At 58.6% G+C, this 21,548-nt stretch carries 17 protein-coding genes, 1 tRNA gene and 1 CRISPR repeat array (1 of these 19 running past the window's edge); of the genes, 7 read left to right on the forward strand and 11 right to left on the reverse strand.

The features are described from left to right. Positions 1 to 586: direct repeats of the CRISPR family, unit length 29 nt; unit sequence CGGTTCATCCCCGCGCATACGGGGAACAC (it extends 358 nt beyond the left edge of the window). 86 nt (positions 587 to 672) lie between these two features. The 10 genes from cas2e to MPN23_RS02390 form a co-directional block, all read right to left on the reverse strand. Next, positions 673 to 972, reverse strand: coding sequence for a type I-E CRISPR-associated endoribonuclease Cas2e (gene cas2e / locus MPN23_RS02345; protein ID WP_243545858.1), 300 nt, complete (start codon positions 970 to 972; stop codon positions 673 to 675). Then, positions 947 to 1,858 (reverse strand): type I-E CRISPR-associated endonuclease Cas1e, encoded by a 912-nt coding sequence (gene cas1e, locus MPN23_RS02350; RefSeq protein WP_243545859.1) that lies wholly within the window; start codon positions 1,856 to 1,858, stop codon positions 947 to 949. Before cas1e ends, cas2e begins: the two co-directional genes overlap by 26 nt. After that, the gene (gene cas6e / locus MPN23_RS02355; RefSeq protein ID WP_243545860.1) at positions 1,858 to 2,502 is read right to left on the reverse strand and encodes a type I-E CRISPR-associated protein Cas6/Cse3/CasE; all 645 of its coding nucleotides are present in this window, start codon (positions 2,500 to 2,502) and stop codon (positions 1,858 to 1,860) included. The genes cas1e and cas6e overlap by 1 nt, the downstream gene beginning before the upstream one ends. After that, complete coding sequence (cas5e, locus tag MPN23_RS02360) at positions 2,489 to 3,241, reverse strand: type I-E CRISPR-associated protein Cas5/CasD (protein ID WP_243545861.1); 753 nt, start codon at positions 3,239 to 3,241, stop codon at positions 2,489 to 2,491. Before cas5e ends, cas6e begins: the two co-directional genes overlap by 14 nt. 3 nt (positions 3,242 to 3,244) lie before the next feature. Then, on the reverse strand, positions 3,245 to 4,366 hold the full coding sequence (gene cas7e / locus MPN23_RS02365; RefSeq protein WP_243545862.1) for a type I-E CRISPR-associated protein Cas7/Cse4/CasC: 1,122 nt from the start codon (positions 4,364 to 4,366) through the stop codon (positions 3,245 to 3,247). A 22-nt stretch (positions 4,367 to 4,388) separates the two neighbouring features. Then, positions 4,389 to 4,910 carry a type I-E CRISPR-associated protein Cse2/CasB gene (casB, locus tag MPN23_RS02370; protein WP_243545863.1) on the reverse strand — a complete coding sequence of 174 codons (522 nt, stop codon included), beginning with the start codon at positions 4,908 to 4,910 and terminating at the stop codon, positions 4,389 to 4,391. After that, on the reverse strand, positions 4,907 to 6,490 hold the full coding sequence (gene casA, locus MPN23_RS02375) for a type I-E CRISPR-associated protein Cse1/CasA (RefSeq protein WP_243545864.1): 1,584 nt from the start codon (positions 6,488 to 6,490) through the stop codon (positions 4,907 to 4,909). The genes casB and casA overlap by 4 nt, the downstream gene beginning before the upstream one ends. 488 nt (positions 6,491 to 6,978) lie before the next feature. Then, positions 6,979 to 9,597 carry a CRISPR-associated helicase Cas3' gene (gene cas3 / locus MPN23_RS02380; RefSeq protein ID WP_243545865.1) on the reverse strand — a complete coding sequence of 873 codons (2,619 nt, stop codon included), beginning with the start codon at positions 9,595 to 9,597 and terminating at the stop codon, positions 6,979 to 6,981. 68 nt (positions 9,598 to 9,665) lie between these two features. Next, positions 9,666 to 10,262, reverse strand: a complete 597-nt coding sequence (locus MPN23_RS02385; protein ID WP_243545866.1) for a porin family protein — start codon at positions 10,260 to 10,262, stop codon at positions 9,666 to 9,668. 123 nt (positions 10,263 to 10,385) lie between these two features. Then, positions 10,386 to 10,462, reverse strand: a tRNA-Pro gene (locus tag MPN23_RS02390). A 235-nt stretch (positions 10,463 to 10,697) separates the two neighbouring features. Between MPN23_RS02390 and MPN23_RS02395 the strand changes: the two genes are divergently transcribed. The 5 genes from MPN23_RS02395 (at position 10,698) to MPN23_RS02415 (ending at position 18,143) form a co-directional block, all read left to right on the forward strand. Next, complete coding sequence (locus MPN23_RS02395) at positions 10,698 to 11,747, forward strand: protein-glutamate methylesterase/protein-glutamine glutaminase (protein WP_243545867.1); 1,050 nt, start codon at positions 10,698 to 10,700, stop codon at positions 11,745 to 11,747. A gap of 41 nt (positions 11,748 to 11,788) precedes the next feature. Then, positions 11,789 to 13,726, forward strand: a complete 1,938-nt coding sequence (locus MPN23_RS02400; RefSeq protein WP_243545868.1) for a HEAT repeat domain-containing protein — start codon at positions 11,789 to 11,791, stop codon at positions 13,724 to 13,726. A 9-nt stretch (positions 13,727 to 13,735) separates the two neighbouring features. Beyond that, positions 13,736 to 14,611 carry a CheR family methyltransferase gene (locus MPN23_RS02405; protein WP_243545869.1) on the forward strand — a complete coding sequence of 292 codons (876 nt, stop codon included), beginning with the start codon at positions 13,736 to 13,738 and terminating at the stop codon, positions 14,609 to 14,611. Between the two features lie 116 nt (positions 14,612 to 14,727). Next, entirely contained in the window at positions 14,728 to 15,096 is a 369-nt protein-coding gene (locus MPN23_RS02410) for a response regulator (protein ID WP_243545870.1), read from the forward strand. A 68-nt stretch (positions 15,097 to 15,164) separates the two neighbouring features. Then, the gene (locus MPN23_RS02415) at positions 15,165 to 18,143 is read left to right on the forward strand and encodes a chemotaxis protein CheA (protein ID WP_243545871.1); all 2,979 of its coding nucleotides are present in this window, start codon (positions 15,165 to 15,167) and stop codon (positions 18,141 to 18,143) included. Positions 18,144 to 18,223: 80 nt separating this feature from the next. Here the strand turns inward: MPN23_RS02415 and MPN23_RS02420 are convergent, their stop codons facing one another. After that, positions 18,224 to 19,165 (reverse strand): hypothetical protein, encoded by a 942-nt coding sequence (locus MPN23_RS02420; protein ID WP_243545872.1) that lies wholly within the window; start codon positions 19,163 to 19,165, stop codon positions 18,224 to 18,226. 196 nt (positions 19,166 to 19,361) lie between these two features. Here MPN23_RS02420 and ybgF point away from each other — a divergent pair, with 196 nt between their 5' ends. After that, positions 19,362 to 20,249 carry a tol-pal system protein YbgF gene (ybgF, locus tag MPN23_RS02425; protein WP_243545873.1) on the forward strand — a complete coding sequence of 296 codons (888 nt, stop codon included), beginning with the start codon at positions 19,362 to 19,364 and terminating at the stop codon, positions 20,247 to 20,249. A 51-nt stretch (positions 20,250 to 20,300) separates the two neighbouring features. After that, positions 20,301 to 21,539: a DNA-processing protein DprA gene (gene dprA, locus MPN23_RS02430; protein ID WP_243545874.1), complete on the forward strand. Its 1,239-nt coding sequence runs from the start codon at positions 20,301 to 20,303 to the stop codon at positions 21,537 to 21,539. Positions 21,540 to 21,548: the final 9 nt, after the last annotated feature.

Below are 21,548 nucleotides of genomic sequence, written 5' to 3' on the forward strand. Positions count from 1 at the left end.
CGAAGTTACGGTTCATCCCCGCGCATACGGGGAACACATATTGCGCTCCACCATGCGGGCCGCAGCCATCGGTTCATCCCCGCGCATACGGGGAACACCGGCTGGCTCGTGTTGATGTTCACGGTGCCGACGGTTCATCCCCGCGCATACGGGGAACACTAGCGGGCATAACGTTCGGGGAAGTCCGGGAACGGTTCATCCCCGCGCATACGGGGAACACATTACCTTATCCATGCCTGAGACGTGCAGTGACGGTTCATCCCCGCGCATACGGGGAACACTGTTCATTTCCACCATGTCCGATCCTCAAACCCGGTTCATCCCCGCGCATACGGGGAACACTCCCTATCAAGGGCGCGTCGATCCGCGCCGGACGGTTCATCCCCGCGCATACGGGGAACACTTCGCCATCGGCCACACGGTCAAGCCATCCACCGGTTCATCCCCGCGCATACGGGGAACACCGGAGATACACGACATGATAATGGCCTCGCGCCGGTTCATCCCCGCGCATACGGGGAACACCCGGGTTAAGCCAAAGACATTCCGTTCTGGGACGGTTCATCCCCGCGCATACGGGGAACACCCTTGCTGGAGTTGGTTGCATTTCATGAACTTTTTTGTCTGTTCAAAAAATGCCAACTTGAATTCGTTTTTTTGGATTGATATTTGCTAAGCATCAACCTCCTGCTGCGGAAGGAAGGAGACAAGGGAAAGGCCGTCGAAATCCACCGGGATTCTGCGGTTGGCTCCGATGGTGGCAAACGAAAAGCCCTGTTCGGATTGCGTTTGCCAGGCCATGACCCCGTTGCCTTCCTCCATGCCGGATTCGACATTGTTCCAGATCATGTCCCGTGTGCGGGCGGACACATCTCCGACGTAAACCCCTGCCCGGATTTCCAGCAGCCAGACCGCGAGTCGTCCGCGCAGACGCGGCGGTGCGTTTTCAACCACGATGACCGTCATCGCCATGGCCTTTCTCCTCCTCGAACGCCGGGCCCACCGAATCGGCCGGGGCCAGCGGCATGGGTTTGCCTCCGGCGGAAAGAACCTCCTCGATGAGCGGGATTATTCGTTTGAGCACGCGTTTTTTGCGGAACATGTCGCGGCAGGCCAGCCGGGTCATGCGTTCCGGTTCCTTCGGGGATTTTGCGGCCACGGAAAATGCGGCGGGGACCACGGTTTCGAATTTGATCAGGTCCGCCACGTCGTACACGAACGATCTCGGTTTGCCCGTGTGCAGGAAACCTATGGCCGGAGCATAGCCCGCCGCGAGAATCGCGGCCTCGCAGATGCCGTACAGACAGGACGTGGCCGCGCTCAGGCATTGGTTCGGGACATCCCCGGTAGAGAAGTCGCCGGGATCATATTTTCGGCCCGACCAGGAAACCCGGTGCATCCGGGCCAGATGCTTGTAAATGGCCTTGACCCGGCCGCCTTCGATGCCGCGCAACTGCTCGACGCTTCGGCCGCAGGGCGGTTCCTCGTCGAACCGGATGGCGAACATCTTGCGGACCACGTTCAACCGGGCTGTTTCATCCAGAGCCAGCGATGCCTGCCACAACAGCTTGTCGCTGCGTGCGCCGCCGGGTTGACCAACGGAATACAGGCGCACCCCGGCCTCGCCCACCCAGACGAGCAGGGTTCCGGAACGCGAGGCAAGCGTGACTGCGGCGTGCGAGACCCGTATTCCGGGTTCGAGCAGAATGCAGCACACTCCGCCCACCGGGATGTGGGTTCGCACGCCTTCCGCGTCCACCAGCACAAAGGAGCCGTCCAGCACGTCGAGCTGGCCTTTTTCCAGAAAGACCATGCTGGCGCGTTCCTTGAGCGGCAGGGGCGAGAGTTTGGGCAGCATCAGGCCCGCCTCACCAGAAGAAGCCCGAAGCCGAATCCCTTGGCGCAGCCCACGCCGGAAAAGAGCGCGTGGCACAACGCATCCGGGTCGGACACCTTGGCAAAGCCACGTGCATCGATACGGGAAAGTACCACTCTTCCGGCGTTGCCCTTCTTGCTGAATCGCTGCTGGTCATACGATTCCGCCATGATCACGTTTTCCAGACGCAGTCCGAGGGATTCCTGCCGTTTGGCAAGCCATTCCCTTGCTACTCCCTGCGCTATTTCGGCTCGCGTCGGAAGTTTGCGTCCGGGGAGGCCTTGATTCAGAAGCCGTTTCCGTTCGTCCTGCACCATGTCAACGCGTATCTGCCGGTTGTTCTGCCGTCGTTTCACCACGGGATTGAAGCGCAGGGAAAACAGCACGCGGTCACCGGTCGCCAGCTTGGGGGCGTAGGGCTTGATGTCCAGCCTGCGGACGAAATCAAGCTGTTCCGGTTCCCGTGCGGACACGGTCAGGAACGTGGTTGCATCCAGACTGCGGTACAGGAAATCCCGCTGCCTGTCCGGATTGTCGGAAAACAGCTTCCACAGCGCCTGATGCGTTTCGTAGACCTGATTGCGAGCCAGTATGCGGGCGTCCAGCGTGATTCTACTCATGTACATGGTCGGCCTCCTCGGTCTCGGGCAGGCTGAGATGGATCTCGGTTCGCGTGTCGAACTGGCGTTTCCGCGCGTTGGTCAATACATCGCGTGTGGAAAACGTCATGATCGCGGGCTGGTCGCCGTACCCCTCGTCAGTCCAGACCTGTGTGCCGGGTCGGGTGTCCCATTCCGGCACCTGTTCGCGCATTGCATCATAGACATGGAATGCGGCAATGGCATCCTCGGCTTCCAGAACCTCTGGCAGCAGGGGAAACCCGAGAGGGCAGGACTTGCGGCCCAGATACAGGGTCAGCCCGGGATGGCGCAGCGCCTCGCGCATGTCATCCAGATCATGGCCCGCATCACTTTCCAGCCAGATGCAGGCCGTGAACGCGGCCCCGGCCAGATATTCCCGTCGGGAAAGGATGGTGGCCGGTTTTTCGTCCTGCTCCAGCATGGAGACCAGTTCGTCGCGTCGGGTGCGATAGACTCGTTTCTTCGTGCCGGGCGGCACCTGAACCGTGTGATAGTCCACCATGCGGTCGCCGGGCCTGTCCATGCGCACGGCGAGTCGGCTTGCCTGATGCAGCCGGACCAGTTCGTCGGGCTGGCTGCGTCGGATGCCCAGTGCCGCCGCCACAAGACCCATCACCCCGGAACGGCTCGGGTGATTGGCCGTGGAGCGCACTTCGCCCACGGCTGCGGATGTGCCCCAGCTTTGCATGGGGCCCTTGAGCGTAAAGACGAGATATCGGGTCATGACCTACTCCGTGATGAAGTCGCAGACCTCTTTCAGGGTTCCGGCCTCGTGGCTGAAGAAACGGAATTCCGGCGCGGCTCCGAAGATGCGGTTGAAGCTGTCCCGCCTGGTTTCAATGGCTGCCATGGCCGTGTGCAGCAGGTCCTCGCTGTCCTTCATGGGAGAGAGGAACGCCTCGGCCAGAGTGCGCGGCTGTTCGTCGCCCTTTTCCGCGAGGCAGTAGGATGCGGCCGCGCGCGAGGCAAAGCTGTTCTGCTTGCCAGTGGGGCTGACAGTGCAGACCGAGCTGACCAGTGCTCTGAGTGCGTGGTTGGCAAGTTCGGTGTCATTGCCCAGATTTTCCACGAGCAGGTTGCGGTCAATGCATAGATAGAGGTAGAACAGACCTGCGCCGAATTCGGCCACACCCATGTGTCCGGCCCCGGCATCCTCGGTATTCAGGTCGTCCACGGCCGTGAAGAAATCATCCTCCACAGTGGCCTTGTGCACGGTCATGGCATGCGCGACCTGAGCCGCGGCTTCCACATTGAAGCTGGGGTTGGCCGCCAGCATTCTGCCGAACAGGGCCACGTCCACGGCGGTCGCGTCCTTGCGCAGCAGATTCAGGTCGTCCTTGTCCGGCTCCTTGCCGGTTTCGCGGCAGGCCTCGACCAGCTGTGCGACTCCGTCGAGCTCCGCGGGGCTGACATGCGCCATCTGTTCGGTTTCCAGAGATTCCAGAAACTTTTTCGAACTGAATTCCTCGTCCTTTTTGGGCTTGTAGTCGGCTTTCATCTTGGCAAACACATTGCCGATGGTTCTGGCGATCTTGACCGCCGGGGACTGCTTGAGTGTCTTCAGGCTGCCCGTGGCCTTGGGATCGGCCATGACTTCGGCAAAGGTCGCGCCGCTGGTCAGGGCGTGGTACACGTATTTCCCGATTTCCTTGGTGCGGGTGCCGATGTGTCCGGCGAGCGCCTGCGAAAACGGTTCCGAGATGCGCCATGCACGCTTGAGGCTCTGGGACGATACGCGGAGTCGTTGGGTGTTGCCCATGATCACGGTCTTGGGGCGCCCCAGATCGTCGCGGTTCAGGTTGCTGGCGGGATACGTGGTCAGGACATGAAGCTGGATGAATTTGGACATGCTGTTTCTCCTGTAGAAAAAATCAGTTTGTGCGGTGAGTGTAGTACTGCCGGGCCCATTCGCGCTTGGTGACGTCGTTCCACCAGATGCCGCCCTTGATCAGGCCGTTCAGCGTGGCTGTGTCGTCGGTCAGGCGGACCATGCGGACGAGTATGCGGAAGAGTTCGTCCCGGTTTTCGTCCATGCCATCCGTATTGTCATTGGCAATGGCAAGCAGCCTGCGAAAGCGGACATCGCGCATGGCCGGGCTGCCTTTGCCTCGGGTGCCGAACAGGGCCGCGAAATGGGACCCGGATGTCAGGTTGCGGACCCGGGCCAGCACGCCGATCGGAAGGGCGAGTCGTTCCAGTTCCGATTCCGTGAGGGCGAATTGCGTGAGGTTGCGGACAATGCCGTCCCGATAAGCCGGCGAGATGTAGACTTCCGCCGGAGTCTTGGCCCGCCGCAATTCCGCGCGCTGGCCTCTGTCATCATCAAGGGAGTGCCACCATACGGCGATGATTTTCCAGAATTTTTCATCGCTCAGGGCGTTATGCAGGCTCATGCCGCCTCCTTTTGCGGGTACATGTTGAATGTGCGCAGCTTTTTCACGTTGAAACCGACCATTTTGTCCCGGGCCAGAACAAAGCGTTCCATGCGTTCCACCGGGATGCCGAATCCCCCGGCGCATTTGTCGAACAGGACCATGCTCTTGTGCAGCAGGTGGCTGCCCCATTCGAGCATGAGTTCGTCGGTTCGAGCGAGTGCCTCGTCCGAGTCGGGCAGGGCGGCCAGTTTTTCCATCAGGGAGTAGAACATGGATTCGGTTTCGCTCCAGAATGCGGTTCCGGCATTGTCGAAGATCGTCATGTCGATTTTTGCCTGATTCTTTCCGGCCTCGTGCACCATGGCGTCCTTGAGCGCGCCCACAAGGTTGCGGCGAACCTGATCCGCTGCCTGAACCATGTCGCGGACAGTTGTTCGGAAATCAGTGAGGTTGCCCTCCACGACATAGACAGGGAATGCGTGTTCGCACCATTCCTGGGCTTTGGCATTGTCCATGTCGTATCCGGCCACATTGACTTGTCCGTGGAGTCTTCGGGGCAGGCTTTTGATGCACAGGGCGCGGCCCACGCGGTTTTCCCCGGCCTTGCCCGAAATCTCGGGTTCGCCGTACACAAGCCCGAGCCAGTTGCTGTATGCCTCGATGTCCGCGCGTCCCTTTATGGACAGGGGTGGAGTGCTCATGCGGTACGGAGTGAGCGGGTGCAGCCAGTACGAACTGTAATTGCAGCCGTTTGGCCGGGTCAGATAGGTGCGGACCGCAACCGGATGTTCCATTCCGCAGATGTCGCACGGCCCGGTTGCTTCGCACTCTTCCAGAACGATGCGCCGGGGCATGCCCCAGTAGGCATGCAGGGGGTGCATTGCCTCGGGCGTGACCTCTTCGCCTTTTTCGCTGGTATGCGTGGGGCTCATCCAGGCGTAGACGCCTTTTTCCAGCTCATCCGGTCCGGATGCCGAAGGCAGCTTGACATTGTCCGAAGGAATCACGTTCAGCCAGACGCTTTCCCAGAGCGTTCTGCCCGGGATCAGCGTGGAGAGGGGGCCGCCGCCGCGCATGGACGTGCGGTGCCCCTTGCCACCGGCTGGCGCAAATGCCTGAAGCGTGTACAGGGCGGCGGCTGCACAGGCCGGGCACAGGGTCTCCACCTGTCCGCGCTTGATGAAAACGTCCTTGTTCGTGGTCAGGGTGTTGCCGCTCGGCTGTTCGATGAACAGGGAGGCCACGCCAACGCGTGCAGGCTTGTCCTTTTCCTTCATGGTCAGGTCCTGCAGGAATCGGGGGCGTTCGCCGAGCAGGTTGAAGTACGGTTCGTGCGGCGCAAACGCCTGTTGCAGTTGTTCCGGCGACGGCGGTTCGGCAAGTCGTGCCTTCCATTCCTTCCGGTTGGCCGGGGCAAACGCGGTCTGCGTCAGCCCGACGAGGAACTCCAGCAACGCGGCATTGAAGTCGGGCCGGGGCGAATTCGGAGCCAGAGGGGCCAGCCCTTGGCTCGTCATTTCCCACGGCGCGATCCTGCGCATCGTGTTGTCCTCGCACCGAACCGGAAGCCAGTGTTCGGTCAGAAGATTGAATTTCATTTCAACTCCGTAAGTATAAGTGTATCGATAGTGTGTCGCAAAAAAGGGGCGCACAGTTGCCCCTCTGACAACTGTGCGCCGGGTCGGTTATTTGGGTAATAAGAATTCACACGTATGAAAGAAAAGCAGTGTGTGCATATTACCTTCAGAGGGATTGTGTTTTTTCCTCGTGGCAGGTAATATGATTTTGTACGTATCCTTTACCTGTCATGGGGAAGGGAATCTTTTAATCGCCCCATTCCGTGTGGGGCGATTTGTTTTTTTATATTTGGTGGCAATTTTTTTTGTCAATAATGAACTTTAAAAATTTTAACAAATTCATATTTAGATTTTGCTTAAATTTTAACAAATTCATATTTAACTATTTGACATATAAAAATCCCCGCAGTGCGGGGAACATAATAATTTTTTGCCATATTTTGGCAAACTCATACGGTTCATCCCCGCCCGAGCGGGGATGAACCGTTCAATACAACGGTTTTTCGAATTCAGTCAATCTGCAATCCCGATGTTTCGGAATACCTCACTGTCACTTCCTGGCCCCTGCCGTTTTTGGCCTTGCCTTTCCATATGCCCGGGGCTGTTTCCCGAACAGGGAGGCAGACACACCACTTGCCCTTGTCCGGCATGGCGGCCACGAGATCGTCAAAGGCCCGGGGCGAGGTCGGCGGCGGGACGGCTTCCGTGACTCGGCTCTGCATGACGCGGATTTCCGAACGCAGGCAGGTGGGCATGGTCGGGCCGGAACCGGTGTCGGCCCAGAGGCGGGCCGTGCCGTTCTCCATACGGATCAGACGAAGGCCGTGGGACGGTTCGCCCAGACGTGTGGGCGCGGTGATTTCCGGTCCCCATGGATTGCTGTCCGCCAGATACCCGCAGTCGAATTGCAGCTTCACGAAATTGGCGGCGGCGCGGTCGCTCAACTGTTTCGCAAGGGCCTTGGTCTGTTCCTCAAGAGCCTGTGGCGTGCGAATCTCCCGGTTGCCATAGGCGCCCTCCACCAGTTCGCGCGCATCCTCGGGCAGGCGCAGGCATCCCTTGTCGCAGAGCAGGCGTGCCGTACGCCACAGCAGGGCCGGGTCGGGGTACACATATTGTCCCTTGGCAAAGAAGTCGGCGTACCATGTCCCGGCAACATCCGGTGCCGGATTCGGCATGAGCACATGCATCACGGCCTGCTCGTAGCCGGGCGGTCTTTGGCGTTCATGACGATGGCATCGTCCGGCGCGCTGGATCAGCAGTTCCATGGGCGCGAGATCCGAAAGGAGCAGGTCGAAATCCAAGTCGAGAGATTGTTCAACTACCTGAGATGCAAGGAGAATTTTTTTGCGCCTGTCCTTCGCGCAACTCTGTTTGCCGAAGCGGGCGAGAACTTTTCTTTCAATGGCTGCCCTGTCGCAGCCCGTGAACGCGGCATGAAAAATCAGCACGTCCTCGGTAGGCAGGCCGTATTCTTCAGTCAGGACACGAGCGGCTTCCAATACATCATATACGGTGTTGCGTACCCAGCAGGCGCAGGCGCCGTCCCGGTGCGCCCGGCACAGCGTCTCGAACATGGCGGACTCGTCGTGTTCCGGGAGCACGGTCACGTTCAGGGCGCGATTCGTGTCCACCGGCTGTTCCATGGTCCTGCCGTCGGCCACGCGCGTCATGAGCGGGAAGTGTTCTTCCTTTGCGGTAAAAGGTTCGCAGGGGGCATCGGCAAGCTCGCGTCCCTTTGTCCATGCCGCGACCAGTCCCTGTCGCAGGCTCCGGGGCAGGGTGGCGGACAGCAGTATTGCGCTGCCGCTCATGGCAGCATGAAAGGTGAGCAGATTCTTCAGAAGTGTCCCCGTGTATTCGTCATAGGCGTGCACCTCGTCCGCCACGAGCACGGAACGGCACAGGCCGAGCAGTCGGAGCGACTGGTGCCGCGCTCCCAGCACGCTCAGCAGGGCCTGATCAATGGTTCCGGCTCCGCAGGGCGCGAGCAGGGATTTCTTGCGATTGTCCGCAAGCCACGCGGAGCACGTGGCGCGTCCGTCGCTTCTGCCATTGTCGCAAGCCGTGTCGTGCGTGAGGCTGGCAATGAAGTCGTTGTTCAGCACGGTTCCGCCGTGTGCCAGAACCAGCGACGCGTCCGGGGTGTCGAACAGGGCGTGGTAGGATTCGGAAAGTCTGTCGTACATGGCGTTGGCCGTGGCCATGGTGGGCAGTCCCACGAATATGCCGGATGCCAATCCGTGGCGCATGAGCCGATGTGCAGCCAGAATCGCGGCCTCGGTCTTGCCTCCGCCGGTCAGGTCTTCCAGAATCAGCAGTTCGGGGCCGGACGGTTCGGGAAGGTTCATGACCGCCGTTTGCATGAGGCCGGGAGTGGCGTTTTGCGGAAGGTGAGGCAGCAGGGTGTGAAATGCCGAATTCGGACTTGGCGGAACTTCCTTCAGATGCAGGTCTGCCACGGCCCGTGAGGCCTTTTCCTGAGCCTTTGGCCAGTATGCCGAGGTCCCGCGCCATTGGCTGTCCGGTCCGAACCAGTGTTCGTTGGAGCCGATCCAGTCCGCAAGGATGGTCAGGCCCGCTGCAAGCCATGACAAGTGGGTGAAATCCGGATCATCGCCAAATGGAGCGAGAGGAAAGAGCGCGGCGACCTCCAGCAGATATTCCCGGGCGTCTTCTGTTGTTGATCGAGGAATGTCCCGCCGGGAAAGTTCCCGGAATGCTTCGGGAGTGCCGTGGTGACACAGGGTCGCAACAAGAAGCGGCTTCAACAGGTCTTCCTCAGGCAGTTCGAGATCAACGCCTGGACGGACGATGTTCCAGAGATTGAGCCCCAGCACCGTGTGATGCGGGCCGCCCCTTGCCGGATGGCCGAGGCGTTTCCCCAGAGCCGGATCAAGGTTCTGAAATGCCGGAAGCAGTTTTCCCAGATCATGGCAGGCGATCAGGAACAGAAGAAGGTTTTCCGTTTGCGTTTCCGTGGCCGGAGAGAGCAAAGCCATGACCGTGCGCCATCGGGGATTGGCTCGCAGCAGGGCCTGCGCAACGGCTGCCACATCCAGACAATGGTGGCATGCATGATGCCACTCCCCGTTGGAAAAGGTCTTTCCCCAGTAGTCGAATTGCATGGTGTCCCCTCTCCGGAGGGTAAAAAAAAAGCCCCGCCAATCATGGTCGGGGCTTTGAGGCAAGGTACCTAGAAATTGTATCGCAGGCCCAGACCGAGTCTGTGGGCGTCGAAATCGCCCTTTACCCCGTCATAATCCAGCGTATCCAGACCGAACGTGTACTTGTAGTCCAGATTCATGGATATGTTTTCCGTCAGGTGGTAGCCGACACCGAGGATGGGTTGCATCAGGGGAACGCTATCCGAGGCATGGTCGCCGTACACTTCGCCCTTGGACCAGCCGTAGCCGCCGCCAAGGCCGAGGTAGGCAAACCACTGGCTGCTGTTTTCGAATTCCCAAAGCGCGTTGACCATGATGGCCTTCATGTCGACGGAGCCGTCGGGGTGGGCACTGGCGCCGCCAGCCTTGACCTTGTCGATGTCCGATTTGAAATAGCTGCCTTCCAGCTCCAGACGCAGTCCGATGGGCCAGTGATAGCCTGCATATGCAGTGACACCGAAACCCGGGTCGAAGGTGACGTCCAGACCTGTGGCAGATACGTCCGTTTCCTGCAGTTGCTGTCCGGAGAGCAGCATGCCGACATAGGGACCGTATTCGGTCTTTGCTGCCATCGCGGTGGAAGCGAGGACAAGGACAAGCATTATGGCAAAAGCAATTTTCTTCATGAATTTCCTCCGAATTTGAACGATAATTAAATATACGTTCGAAGAGATTCCTTCGCAAGTCTCTTTTTCGGAAAAAACACACAAAAAAAGGCCTTGCGATTTCTCGCAAAGCCTTGATTTATCTGGTCGGGATGGAGTGATTTGAACACTCGATCTCTGCGTCCCGAACGCAGCGCTCTACCAGACTGAGCCACATCCCGTCGTGCGGAAAAAGGTCTAGCCAAACCGAAAACAAAAGGCAAGACAAAATTTCATCTTTTTCTTGGCGATAGACAAACATAATAATTGAGCCTATTGTTTACGGCATTGAAATTGAAGTGACGGATGCCCGGGGGCAATAGCTTTCGCGCCGAAGTTCCCCTTTGTTTTTTCTTGTCCTGTGCCGAGCGTGGCGAAGATTTTCGTTGCGCGGATTATGAATTCAAGGAGCGAATCGTGATAAAAGTGCTTGTCGTGGATGATTCCGCCTTCATGCGGAAGGCGATCAGCACGATGCTGGATAAAGATCCCGGAATCAGGGTTGTGGGAACCGCCCGCAACGGTGAGGAAGGGCTCGACATGGTGAGAAAGCTCGATCCGGATGTGGTCACCATGGACATTGAGATGCCGAAGATGGACGGTCTGACCGCACTTCGGCATATCATGATGGAATCTCCAAGGCCCGTGCTCATGGTCAGTTCCCTGACCACGGAGGGGGCCGAGTCCACGCTCAAGGCCATGGAACTTGGGGCCGTGGATTTCATTCCCAAGCAATTGTCCAAGGTGTCTCTTGATATCGTCAAGATCGAGCGAGACCTTCGGGAAAAGGTCAAGACCGTTGCCATGCGCAAGATGCGCCATGCACTGGTGCGGCGTGCGCCGCGTCCCAAGGCCACGCTCAAGCGCCCGACCACAGTGCGCGGTTCCCGGCTGGTGCGGGATGTGGTCGCGATTGGCGTGTCCACCGGCGGACCGCCTGCCGTGCAGAAGGTCCTGTCCGCACTTCCCGAGGATTTCCCGGCCAGTATCGTCATTGCCCAACATATGCCTGCGGCCTTTACCGGCCCTTTTGCCAAGCGGCTCGACAGCGTGAGCCGGATTTCCGTCAAGGAGGCGGAGCCCGGTGACGTGCTTCGTCCCGGACATGCCTTCGTGGCCCCGGGTGGCAAGCATATCGTGCTGGATCAGAAGATCAGCCGCGTCGATGTTGTCGTCAGTGAAGAACCGCGCGACGCCTTGTACAAGCCTTCCGCCAACGTGCTCATCAATTCCGTAGCCGAGGCCGTGGGACACAGAGGGCTCGGCGTGATCCTGACCGGAATGGGCAACGATGGCATGGAGGGCGTTCAGGCCCTCAAGCAGAAAGGCGGAAGGGCATTGGCCCAGAGCGATTCCTCCTGTGTGGTCTATGGCATGCCCAAGGCCATTGTTGATGCGAATCTGGCGGATGAAATCATTGACCTCGACGACATGGCCGAGGCTATCTTTGCGAATCTGTACAAGTAGGTCCGGTGCAATCAACATAAACTCCAAGGGGGATCCTCCAGATGGCGGAATGCAAGGAGTTCCTGCGACTGCTGAAAAGCGACGACAAGGAAATTGTGCGCGAAGGGGCGTTTCGCGCTGGCGAGCATGATTGCATCGAGGCCGTGCCGCTTTTGGCCGAACTGCTGACAACCAATCACCTCGGCATTCAGGAGGCGGCGGACAGTTCCCTGCGCAAGATCGGCGGCAAGGCCACGGTTCAGGCCGTCCTGCCCCTGCTGCGATCGGATGATGCTCCGGTCCGCAATCTTGCCATGGACATCCTGCGCGAGGTCGGCAATCAGGATATCGGATCGCTGACCAGGCTCATTCATGATGAAGACCCGGACATTCGCATTTTCGTGGCTGACATTCTTGGTTCCACAGCGAACTCGCTTGCCGTGGAACCGCTTTGCGATGCGCTTTTGAAGGACCCGGAAGTGAATGTCCGGTATCAGGCCGCCGTGAGTCTCGGCGAACTCGGGATGGAAGAGGCTGCCCCCTGTCTGAACAAGGCCATGAAGGACGAGGAGTGGGTTCAGTATTCCGTGATCGAGGCATTGACCAAGATCGGGCATTCCAGCTCGGTCGATGCATTGGTTCGGGCCTTGGACGGCGCCTCCGACCTTGTGGCGTCCATGATCATCGATGCGCTCGGCGAGATGGGAAACGTCAAGGCCGTGACCATGCTGCTTCGCCGCATGGACGATTCCGCGACAGCGCTTCGGAACAAGATCGTCAAGGCCGTGGTCAGGATTCTCGGTGGCAAGTCCCTGACCTTGCTCAGCGAGGACGAGCGCGAGAAATTTCGTCAGTACCTTCTGGTCGCGCTCAAGGACGAGGACGTGGATATTCAGGATGCCGCGATTCAGGGGCTGGCCTATGTCGGCGGGGAAAAGGCATCCCGGGGGATTCTCCAGATTGCCGGAGCTCTGGATCAGGATCGGGATCAGGAACGGCTTGCCGTCATTCTCGCCTTTCTGGCCCAGATCGGGCTGACCGATGCGCTCAAGGCTGGCGTACTGGATGAAAATCCCGAGGTGGCGCGCGTCGCGGTGCAGACCGTTGCCCAGATCGGCGGTGATGCCTGTGACGAGAACGGCTTGATCTGCGGGGTGCTCAAGGAGGCTTTCTGGCAGGTCGGCTTGTACATCCAGCGGCAGATAATCAGCGTTCTGGCTGCCCGGGCCTCGGTGGAGGAAAAGGATTTCTTCATCAGGGTACTGGAGGAGCACAAGGACGGGACCGTGCTCAAAAGCGTGGTCTACATGCTGGGCGAGCGTTTTCGTCTGGCCGAAGTCGTGGACAGGGTGTTCCCTCTGCTCGACCATCAGTACGACGATGTGAAGGAAGCGGCTCTTGAGGCGCTTATTGCCATTGACGGTCCGGAAGTCCATGAACGCTTTGCTGCAATGTTTGCGAGCGAGAACCCCGTGGACAGGCTCATGTCCACATATGCCCTCGGCAAGATGGGACCAGGCAGTCATGGGGGAATTCTCGCGGCGGCTCTTGAGGACGAGATTCCGGATATCCGCAAGGTCGCTGTGGAAGCGCTGGCCTCTGCCGCAGAGGATGTCGAGGACTGGAAGTCGCTGCTGCTGACCCGATTGGGGGATGAGAACAAGGACGTCCGGCTTACCGTGATCGAAATCATGGGCAGGATTTACGACGACAGTTTCATTCCGTATCTGATCGAAGCTCTGGGTGATCATGATGATTGGGTGCGGATTCGCGCTGTGGATGCGCTCGGCGAACACCAGGAGGCCTCGGCGGTTCCCGAACTGATCGGTCTGCTGGAAAGCCAGAACAATTTCGTGGTGATGAAGGCCATGGAGGCGTTGAGCCAGATCGGCGGAACTTCTGCATTCAGGGCGCTTCTGGAAATAACGAACAGCGATGAATACGAATTGGCCAGTGCCGCGGAAGAGGCTATTGCCAGAATTCAGGAATCACAGGAGTAGCCGTTCCAAATGGCATCGTTATTTTCCAAGACCATCAGCCTGGGAAAGGAGCTGAAGATTTCCGACGAGGAGTTCGTGAATCTTCGCGGGTTCATTTACGAGCAGTGCGGGATTTATATTGCGGACAACCGGAAATATCTTCTTGAAAACAGGCTCGGCAATCGTCTCAAGAAATTGAACCTCAAGGATTTCGAGGAATATTACTACTACCTTCGGTATGATCCGGGCAAGGCTTCGGAATTGAAGAAGCTGTTCGAGGTCATTACGACCAATGAAACGAGCTTTTATCGCAACCCTCCGCAGTTGCAGGTCTTTCAGGAAAAGGTCCTGACCGATGTTTTGAAAGTCGCTCGTTCCAAGGGAAAAAAGCTCCGCATCTGGTCGGCTGGCTGTTCCACGGGCGAGGAACCATACACTGTTTCCATCATTGTTCACGAATTGCTGAAGTCCGAAGTCGGTGCCTGGGATATTCGCATCACGGCCAATGACCTTTCCGATCGGGTGCTGGAATCGGCGCGAAAGGGCGTTTACAACGACTATACGTTGCGCACCACGCCCCGGGAGATCGTGAGTCGGTATTTCGATGCCGAGGACAAGACGTTCCGCATTCGGCCCGAGGTGAAGAAGCTGGTCAGCTTCGGGCAGATCAACCTGAATGACAGGACGCAGATGCGACGGGTGGAGCGTTCGCAGATCATTTTCTGCCGCAACGTGATCATCTACTTCGACGATGACATGAAACGACGTGTGATCAGCGCCTTTTATGACAATCTGCTGCCCGGCGGATACCTCATCATCGGCCATTCCGAGTCTCTGCACAATATTTCCAGGGCGTTCAAGCCGATTCATTTCCCCGGGGCCATTATCTACAAGAAGGAAGAGTAATGGTTCGGGTGTCTGCAACCATGATGCATTGCTGTCGGTCCGGTCGCACAGCCGTACCGGGAGAATCCTGTTGAAACTCCGCGACGCGCCGTGCTAAATCCGATAGGGGGAGATTTATGGCCAAACATATTCTCATAGTGGACGATTCAAAGACCGTGCGGAATCTGGTCGCTTTCATCATGAAGAAGGAAGGGTTCAAGGTGACCACGGCCGAAGACGGACTCGACGGGTTGGAAAAACTCTACAGTGCGTCCGAGGTCGACCTGATCGTTTCGGACATCAACATGCCGCGCATGGACGGCCTGACCTTCATCAAGACTTTGCGGGAACAGCAGACGTACCGTGATATTCCAATTGTGGTTTTGTCCACGGAAGGGCAGGATAGGGACATCGAAACCGGGTTGACCGTGGGAGCCAATCTCTACATGGTCAAACCCGCTCAGCCCGAAAAGCTGGTTCGCAACGTGAAGATGCTGCTCGGGTAGGTTGGTGATTTGCATTCTGATGGCTGGTGCCAGGGCGACACCATAACGCGACAACCAGGGGTGGTTGGATGAGTCAGGACTTTCTCGATCCGGAAATCCTTGCCGATTTTTTCATTGAAGCCAAGGAACATCTGGAAACCATAGAGCCGAACCTGCTTGAACTGGAGAAAAGCCCGGACAATCTCGGGCTGCTCAATGAAATTTTCAGGCCCATGCACTCTCTCAAGGGGGCGTCGGGATTTCTCGGTTTGAACAAGATCAACGGTCTTGCCCACAAATCGGAAAACATTCTGGATGAACTCAGACAGGGAGCCATGCAGGTAACCAGTCAGATCATGGATCTGATTCTGTCCGCCACCGATGCCCTGCGTACCATGGTGGACAACCTCGAAACCAGCGGTGTGGAAGGCGATGTGGACACAGCGCCGATCATTGCCAGGATCGAGGCGGCTCTTGCCGGGGAAATGGTCGAGGAAGCCGAATCGCCGTCCGCTTCCGAGGGCGATGCGGATATTGTTCCCGAAAACATTGCTGTTGAACCTGATGTCGTCGTCCCGTTGCTCGTTGAACCTGATTCCGCGCCAGACGCGGCCGAAACAGGAACAGAAACCATGACTTCCGCGTTTCATCCCGAACCCGATCCGGATTTCGATGCCACTCCATATCCCCTGACAACCGTGGGCGAAGGGCATCTCGCCGATTTTCTTGAAGAAGCCCATGAGATCATCGAGAATCTCAACCGTTGTCTGCTTGCGCTTGAGGGCGAGCCCGAGGGCAACGAAGAGCTCATCAATGACACTTTCCGGTATTTTCACAACCTCAAGGGCAATAGCGGGATAATCGGTTTCAAGGAGCTCAATTCCCTGACCCATGAAGCCGAAACCCTGCTCAACAAGGTCCGCAAGGATGAAATGGCCTCCAGTCAGGAACTCATTGATCTGCTGCTGGGTGCCGTGGACCTGATCGAGGCTCTGGTCGGCAAGGTGGATGTGGAGTCCGGCAAGGTCGATCCGCTGGACACTTCCGTCATGGTGCAGATTCTGCGCAAGGTGACTGAAGACGGCGGTTTTTCCGGTGTGCTCGGCGTGCTGCCTCAGAGCGGCGCGCGCAAGGGGGAAGCCAAAGGAGGCGAGTCCGGGCCTGTTGCGGATGTTTCGGAATCTTCGGAGCCGCAGCCTGTTGACGAGACGCTTTCCGCGGATGCCTATGATCCCGAGGACGTGCAACTTTTTCGCGGAACCATCGAGCAGCAGCTTGAAGCCGCACGCGTGGCCCTGTCCATGCTTCGCAGGGACGCGGGACAGACCGACATCGTGGACGGCCTGTTCCGTACGTTTCAGACCATCCAGAATTCCGCCGGATACATGGGGCTCGACGAGATCAAGACCTATGCGGGCAGAACCGTGGGGCTCGTGGATCAGGGCCGAAAGACGGACATGGATTTTTCCCTGATGCTGGATATTCTTGAACAGGAATTTGCCATTCTCAAGGACATGCTGCTCAAGGCCTTGAGCGAACTCCTTGGCGAACCGGTCGAAGACCCGACCCGAAAGGCCGCATCCGTTCCCGAGACGACGCCGACTGTTGCCGAGGCCTCTGCTCCGGTTGCCCCGAAGCCCGCAGCCGAGCCGGTTCCCTCTCCCGAACCCGAGGCCCCGGCCAAGCCTGCGGCCAAACCTGTTCCCGAGGCGGCTGTTCCGGCTCCGAAGCCGTCATCCAAACCCGCTCCGAAACCTGCGGCGCGTCCGGTTGCACAGAATGCCGCTTCGTCGGCCAAGGGGGGGGGAACGCCTCCGCCCAAGCCCAAGGTGTCGACCACGATTCGCGTTGATCACCACAAGCTGGACCACCTCATGAACCTGATCGGCGAGCTGATCATCAACCGCAACCGGTACGCCATGCTTGCCCGGGCTCTGGAAGAGGGGCAGGAGGAAGTTCAGGTCGTGGCGCAGCAGCTCACTGAAACCACCTATGCCATGGCTCGCATTTCCGATGATCTGCAGGACACCATCATGAAGGTCAGGATGGTGCCGGTGCAGACCGTGTTTTCCCGTTTTCCCAGATTGGTACGCGACCTCAGCCGCAAGAGCGGCAAGCAGGTCGAGCTGATCATGGAAGGTGAAGAGACCGAGCTCGACAAGAGCGTGGTCGAGGAGATCGGCGATCCTCTGGTCCATCTGGTGCGCAATGCCGTGGATCACGGGCTCGAAGATGAAGCGACCCGCATTGCCGAGGACAAGAAGGCCAAGGGGCATGTCTGGCTCAGGGCGTATCACAAGGGCAACTCCGTCGCCATTGAGGTCGAGGACGACGGACGCGGCATGGATCCGGAAAAGCTCAAGCAGGTGGCGGTGCGCAAGGGCATCATCACGCAGGACGAAGCCAATTCCATGGACGAGCGCGAGGCGCTGGACCTGATTTTTGCGCCGGGATTCTCCTCAGCCGAAAAGGTCACGGACATTTCCGGGCGTGGCGTGGGCATGGACGTGGTCAAGACCAACATCAAGAATCTCAAGGGCAGCGTTCATATCCAGTCCGAGGTGGGCAAGGGGACCAAATTGACCCTGACTTTGCCGCTGACCCTCGCGATCATTGACGCGCTCATGGTTCAGGTGGCCGGGGAAACCTTTGCCATTCCACTGGATGCGGTGTCCGAAACCACCAAGATCGAGATGTCCAAGCTGTCCGACGTGAATAACCGCAAGGCCGTGACGCTGCGGGGCGAAGTGCTGGGCATTATCGAGCTGGCCGAGCTGCTTGATCTGGACACCAATGCGGAAAAGCGCGACGTGTTGCCCATCGTGGTCATTCACGACAATGACCGGCGTCTGGGCCTTGTGGTGGACAGACTGCTGGAGCGTCAGGAGATCGTGATCAAGCCGCTCGGGCAGTACCTGAACAACTTCAGCCTCAAGGGATTGTCCGGCGCGACCATCATGGGAGACGGTTCGGTTGTCCTGATTCTTGACCCGCATGAGATTTATTCCCTTTCCACGTCCCTCGGGCGGAGACAGGAAGTGCAATCCGGGGCCGTGGCCGTCAAATAGGCGGTTTCTGCAATGAAAAGGAAAGGCGGCCGGGAAGCGTTTGCTTCCCGGCCGCCTTTTTCTTGCGAAAGAGGCGATGTTTACAGCATGGACATCAGATTGACGAATACGGTGGCATCGCAGGCATGGGCCAGCCAGAGCAGAACCGCGGCCACGAAGGTCATTCCCTTGAGGCGGAGCGGAGCCTGACTTTTGGCGATCACGGCCCAGAGGATGATGCAGATGAGCGGCAGGATTGCGGCGGCAGCCCATGCCGCACCAAGAGGCGTGCTCAGGATCAGGGTACGTGTGGTCTCCGGGAGCAGGGCGAACAGCCAGCCCTGACAGGCGATCTGGCCGATCATGGGGATGATGGCCCAGCGAGCCGCAAGTTTCAGGGAAAACCTGTAATAATCGCGTCCGAAGTCGTCCTTGTTGCGCCGCAGCACCAGATAGGTGCAGCTCAACCCGGCGGCCAGAGCCGTGTCGAGCAGGATGTACTGGGATGCCATGGGCCAGAGCAGGGAAGTGCCATCAAGAGGCAGTTCCGCCATTGTCAGAGGCGTGGTGTCTCTGGACGTGGTCAGCGCCAGCACGAGCAACGCGGCCACCGCCAGAAGAATCGAGGCAGCCCCGGAAATGGCCGCCCCCAGTCCCAGAGCCATGTGCGCAACTTTTGCGTTGCGCATTTTCTTCCATGCCAGGGCATAGGGCAGGGAAAGGACAATGAAGGCTCCGACCGCGATGTACAACTTGATGAACGGAGATTGCGGGTGGGTCAGCCATTGCATGAGCCAGGGAAAGCGGGACGCGGCCATGGCTGCGGATGCGCCCACCGCGGCAAGCGTGACCACAAGCAGCATGAATCCCATGGCTGCGGTTTGCTGGCCGTATTTGTCGTAGAACACGCGTTGTTTCGTCTTGGCTGCGATCTGCCCGGCAATGGCGATGAGGACCGCGCCGAGGGCGGCCAGACCGAGCATGTCGAAAAATGCCGGGGCCAACAGGTTGGCGGTCATTTGCAAACATTCGGCAAGGTTCATATGTATATGGTCTCCGTTTCGAAGTGGGAACTGCGCAATCGCGTTGCGTCCGAGGGATATTTGCCTGAAAATCGGCCCGGGCGCAAGGCGGCGGAATACGGAAGAAGCTTGCTATGCGTAACGATTCCTTGCAAAAAAGGAGCATATCGCCTATTTCCAAGGAATCGCCGAAACGTGTGAACCGGGAGAATTCTGCATGAAACGCCTCGTCATGACCCTGCTTGTACTTGCCAGCACCGGGCTTGGTGCCTGTACTGCCGTTAAGCAGCAGGCGGCAACCACGGAGGCAAGCACGGAATGGAGGCTCAAGAGCCTTGAGGAAAGCTTTCTCAATTTTCGCGAGACGCAGCGTCAGATGAAGGATGAGGATCGGGAACGGAACGAAGCCCTGGAAAGCCGGCTCAGGATGTTGGAAGAACGTCTTGATGCCATGACCGTTCGTCCCGAATCGCAGGATTCCGCAGCTTCGGCCGGGGATCAGGGCTGGGTCACGGACCTGTCTCCGGAACAGGGGGGCTGGATCGAGGGGCAGGCCAAGGAGGCTCGGCCCGGCGTCGTGGAGAGCGGAGAGGAAAAGCCGTGGGCCGAAGTGCCCGGCGGCACACCTGCCGCAAAAGCGGTCCCGGTTCCCGCAGTCAAGCCTGCGAACATTCCCGAACCCAAGGTGTTGCCCAGACCCAAGCCCGTGGCAAAATCCGCGGCAGTCATGTCTTCGCAAAGCATGTATGACAAGGCTCTTGGGTTGTACCGGGCCGATGATTTCGAGGGCGCACGCGGGGCATTCGATGAATTTCTCGCCAAGTTTCCCAAGGATTCCCTGATTCCCAACGCGTTGTACTGGAAGGGCGAGACCTATTACAGCCAGAAGGACTATGCTCAGGCCATCCTTGCGTTCAAGGATGTGACCGCCCGTTTCCCCAAGCATCACAAGGCCGCTTCGGCTTTGCTGAAGATCGGCATGGCCTATGAGCTGAGTGGCGACAAGGATAATGCCCGTTTTTATCTGCGCGCGCTGGTCGAGGATTTCCCCAAGTCCGAGCCTGCCCGCATGGGACGGAAGCGTCTGGCCGCATTGGGCGGCTGATTCGAGTCATACTTTTGGCCGTGGCATCATGCCCTCGGCCTTTTTTTTGCCGTGCTTGATCAGAAAACCGAATTTTTTGCCTGTCTGGCGTTAAAGCATACGCCGTATCTCGGCCCGAAAACCTGGAAGCAGATTCTCGAGCAGTACGCTTCGGCTTACGAAGCCGTGCGGGATGCACGCAACTGGCCGGGGTGCCGTCTTGCCAATGCGCGGCAGGCGGAGAATTGTGCGCGGGAAAAATGGCGGCAGGCAGCCGAAGATGAATTTTTTCTCGCAAAACGGCGCAATTTCAACGTGCTGACGTGGTTTGATCCTGCATATCCCGAGCCCCTCAAGCAGATTTCCGATCCTCCTGTCTGCCTGTATTATGACGGCGACCTGTCCCTGCTGCGCAATCCCGGTGTGGCGGTTGTCGGGGCAAGGGCTTGCACCGAGGCCGGACTTTCCGTCACGCTGCACATTTGTTCTGAGCTTGCTGCGGCCGGGATCACCGTTGTTTCGGGCATGGCTCTGGGGATAGACCGGCAGGCGCATGTGGGAGGTCTGTCTGGTGTCGGTTCATCCATTGCGGTCATGGGAACCGGATTGGATGTGCTGTATCCGATGAAAAACAAGGACTTGCGGGAGAGATTGGGGCGAAAGGGGCTGGTGGTCACGGAATTCGGTCCTGGCGTCAAGGCCGAGTCTTCGCATTTTCCGCTCAGGAATCGGATCATCAGCGGCCTGTCCCTTGGCGTGCTGGTGGCCGAGGCCGGAGAGCGGAGCGGCAGCCTCATCACAGCCCGACTGGCTGCGGATCAGGGACGGGAAGTGTTTGCCCTGCCGGGCCCGATCGGTCAGTCCACCTTTGCCGGATGTCATAAGCTCATCAAGCAGGGTGCCACACTGGTTGAAAGTGCGGACGACATTCTTTGCTCCCTGAGCTATGCATGTCCGCATGCGCTGCAGCCACTGTCCAAGCCGGGTTCGGAGCGGCCGAGTCCCGAAAGGTTCGCTGCTTCGGAGAGCTGCGTCAGGCAGGAGCCGGGAGGAAGCGCTACGGTTTCGGAAGAAGCCGCTTCGGACTCTTCCTGGGCCATTGGCATGCGTCAACGCACCCTGTTCGGCGTGACCGACGAGGAAAAGGAACTCCTTGGATTGCTTGACGAGACCGGCAGGATGCACATAGACACCTTGGGACGGACGCTTGGTTGGACAAGCTCCCGTGTCAGCCGCGTTCTTCTGGTGCTGGAAATGCGTGGCATCGTGCAGCAGCTCCCGGGTATGTGGTACATTGCCAAGGAGAACTGATTCTCTGCT

Source organism: Pseudodesulfovibrio tunisiensis (assembly GCF_022809775.1).
Taxonomy (GTDB): Bacteria; Desulfobacterota; Desulfovibrionia; order Desulfovibrionales; family Desulfovibrionaceae; genus Pseudodesulfovibrio; species Pseudodesulfovibrio tunisiensis.

Excerpts from the sequence above, each read along its gene's own strand:
- cas3 (WP_243545865.1), bottom strand. The coding sequence starts at position 9,597 with ATGCAATTCGACTACTGGGGAAAGACCTTTTCCAACGGGGAGTGGCAT.
- cas5e (WP_243545861.1), bottom strand. The coding sequence starts at position 3,241 with ATGACCCGATATCTCGTCTTTACGCTCAAGGGCCCCATGCAAAGCTGG.
- ybgF (WP_243545873.1), top strand. The coding sequence starts at position 19,362 with ATGAAACGCCTCGTCATGACCCTGCTTGTACTTGCCAGCACCGGGCTT.
- cas7e (WP_243545862.1), bottom strand. The coding sequence starts at position 4,366 with ATGTCCAAATTCATCCAGCTTCATGTCCTGACCACGTATCCCGCCAGC.
- cas6e (WP_243545860.1), bottom strand. The coding sequence starts at position 2,502 with ATGTACATGAGTAGAATCACGCTGGACGCCCGCATACTGGCTCGCAAT.
- casA (WP_243545864.1), bottom strand. The coding sequence starts at position 6,490 with ATGAAATTCAATCTTCTGACCGAACACTGGCTTCCGGTTCGGTGCGAG.
- MPN23_RS02400 (WP_243545868.1), top strand. The coding sequence starts at position 11,789 with ATGGCGGAATGCAAGGAGTTCCTGCGACTGCTGAAAAGCGACGACAAG.
- MPN23_RS02415 (WP_243545871.1), top strand. The coding sequence starts at position 15,165 with ATGAGTCAGGACTTTCTCGATCCGGAAATCCTTGCCGATTTTTTCATT.
- MPN23_RS02385 (WP_243545866.1), bottom strand. The coding sequence starts at position 10,262 with ATGAAGAAAATTGCTTTTGCCATAATGCTTGTCCTTGTCCTCGCTTCC.
- MPN23_RS02420 (WP_243545872.1), bottom strand. The coding sequence starts at position 19,165 with ATGAACCTTGCCGAATGTTTGCAAATGACCGCCAACCTGTTGGCCCCG.
- MPN23_RS02410 (WP_243545870.1), top strand. The coding sequence starts at position 14,728 with ATGGCCAAACATATTCTCATAGTGGACGATTCAAAGACCGTGCGGAAT.
- casB (WP_243545863.1), bottom strand. The coding sequence starts at position 4,910 with ATGAGCCTGCATAACGCCCTGAGCGATGAAAAATTCTGGAAAATCATC.
- MPN23_RS02405 (WP_243545869.1), top strand. The coding sequence starts at position 13,736 with ATGGCATCGTTATTTTCCAAGACCATCAGCCTGGGAAAGGAGCTGAAG.
- cas2e (WP_243545858.1), bottom strand. The coding sequence starts at position 972 with ATGGCGATGACGGTCATCGTGGTTGAAAACGCACCGCCGCGTCTGCGC.
- cas1e (WP_243545859.1), bottom strand. The coding sequence starts at position 1,858 with ATGCTGCCCAAACTCTCGCCCCTGCCGCTCAAGGAACGCGCCAGCATG.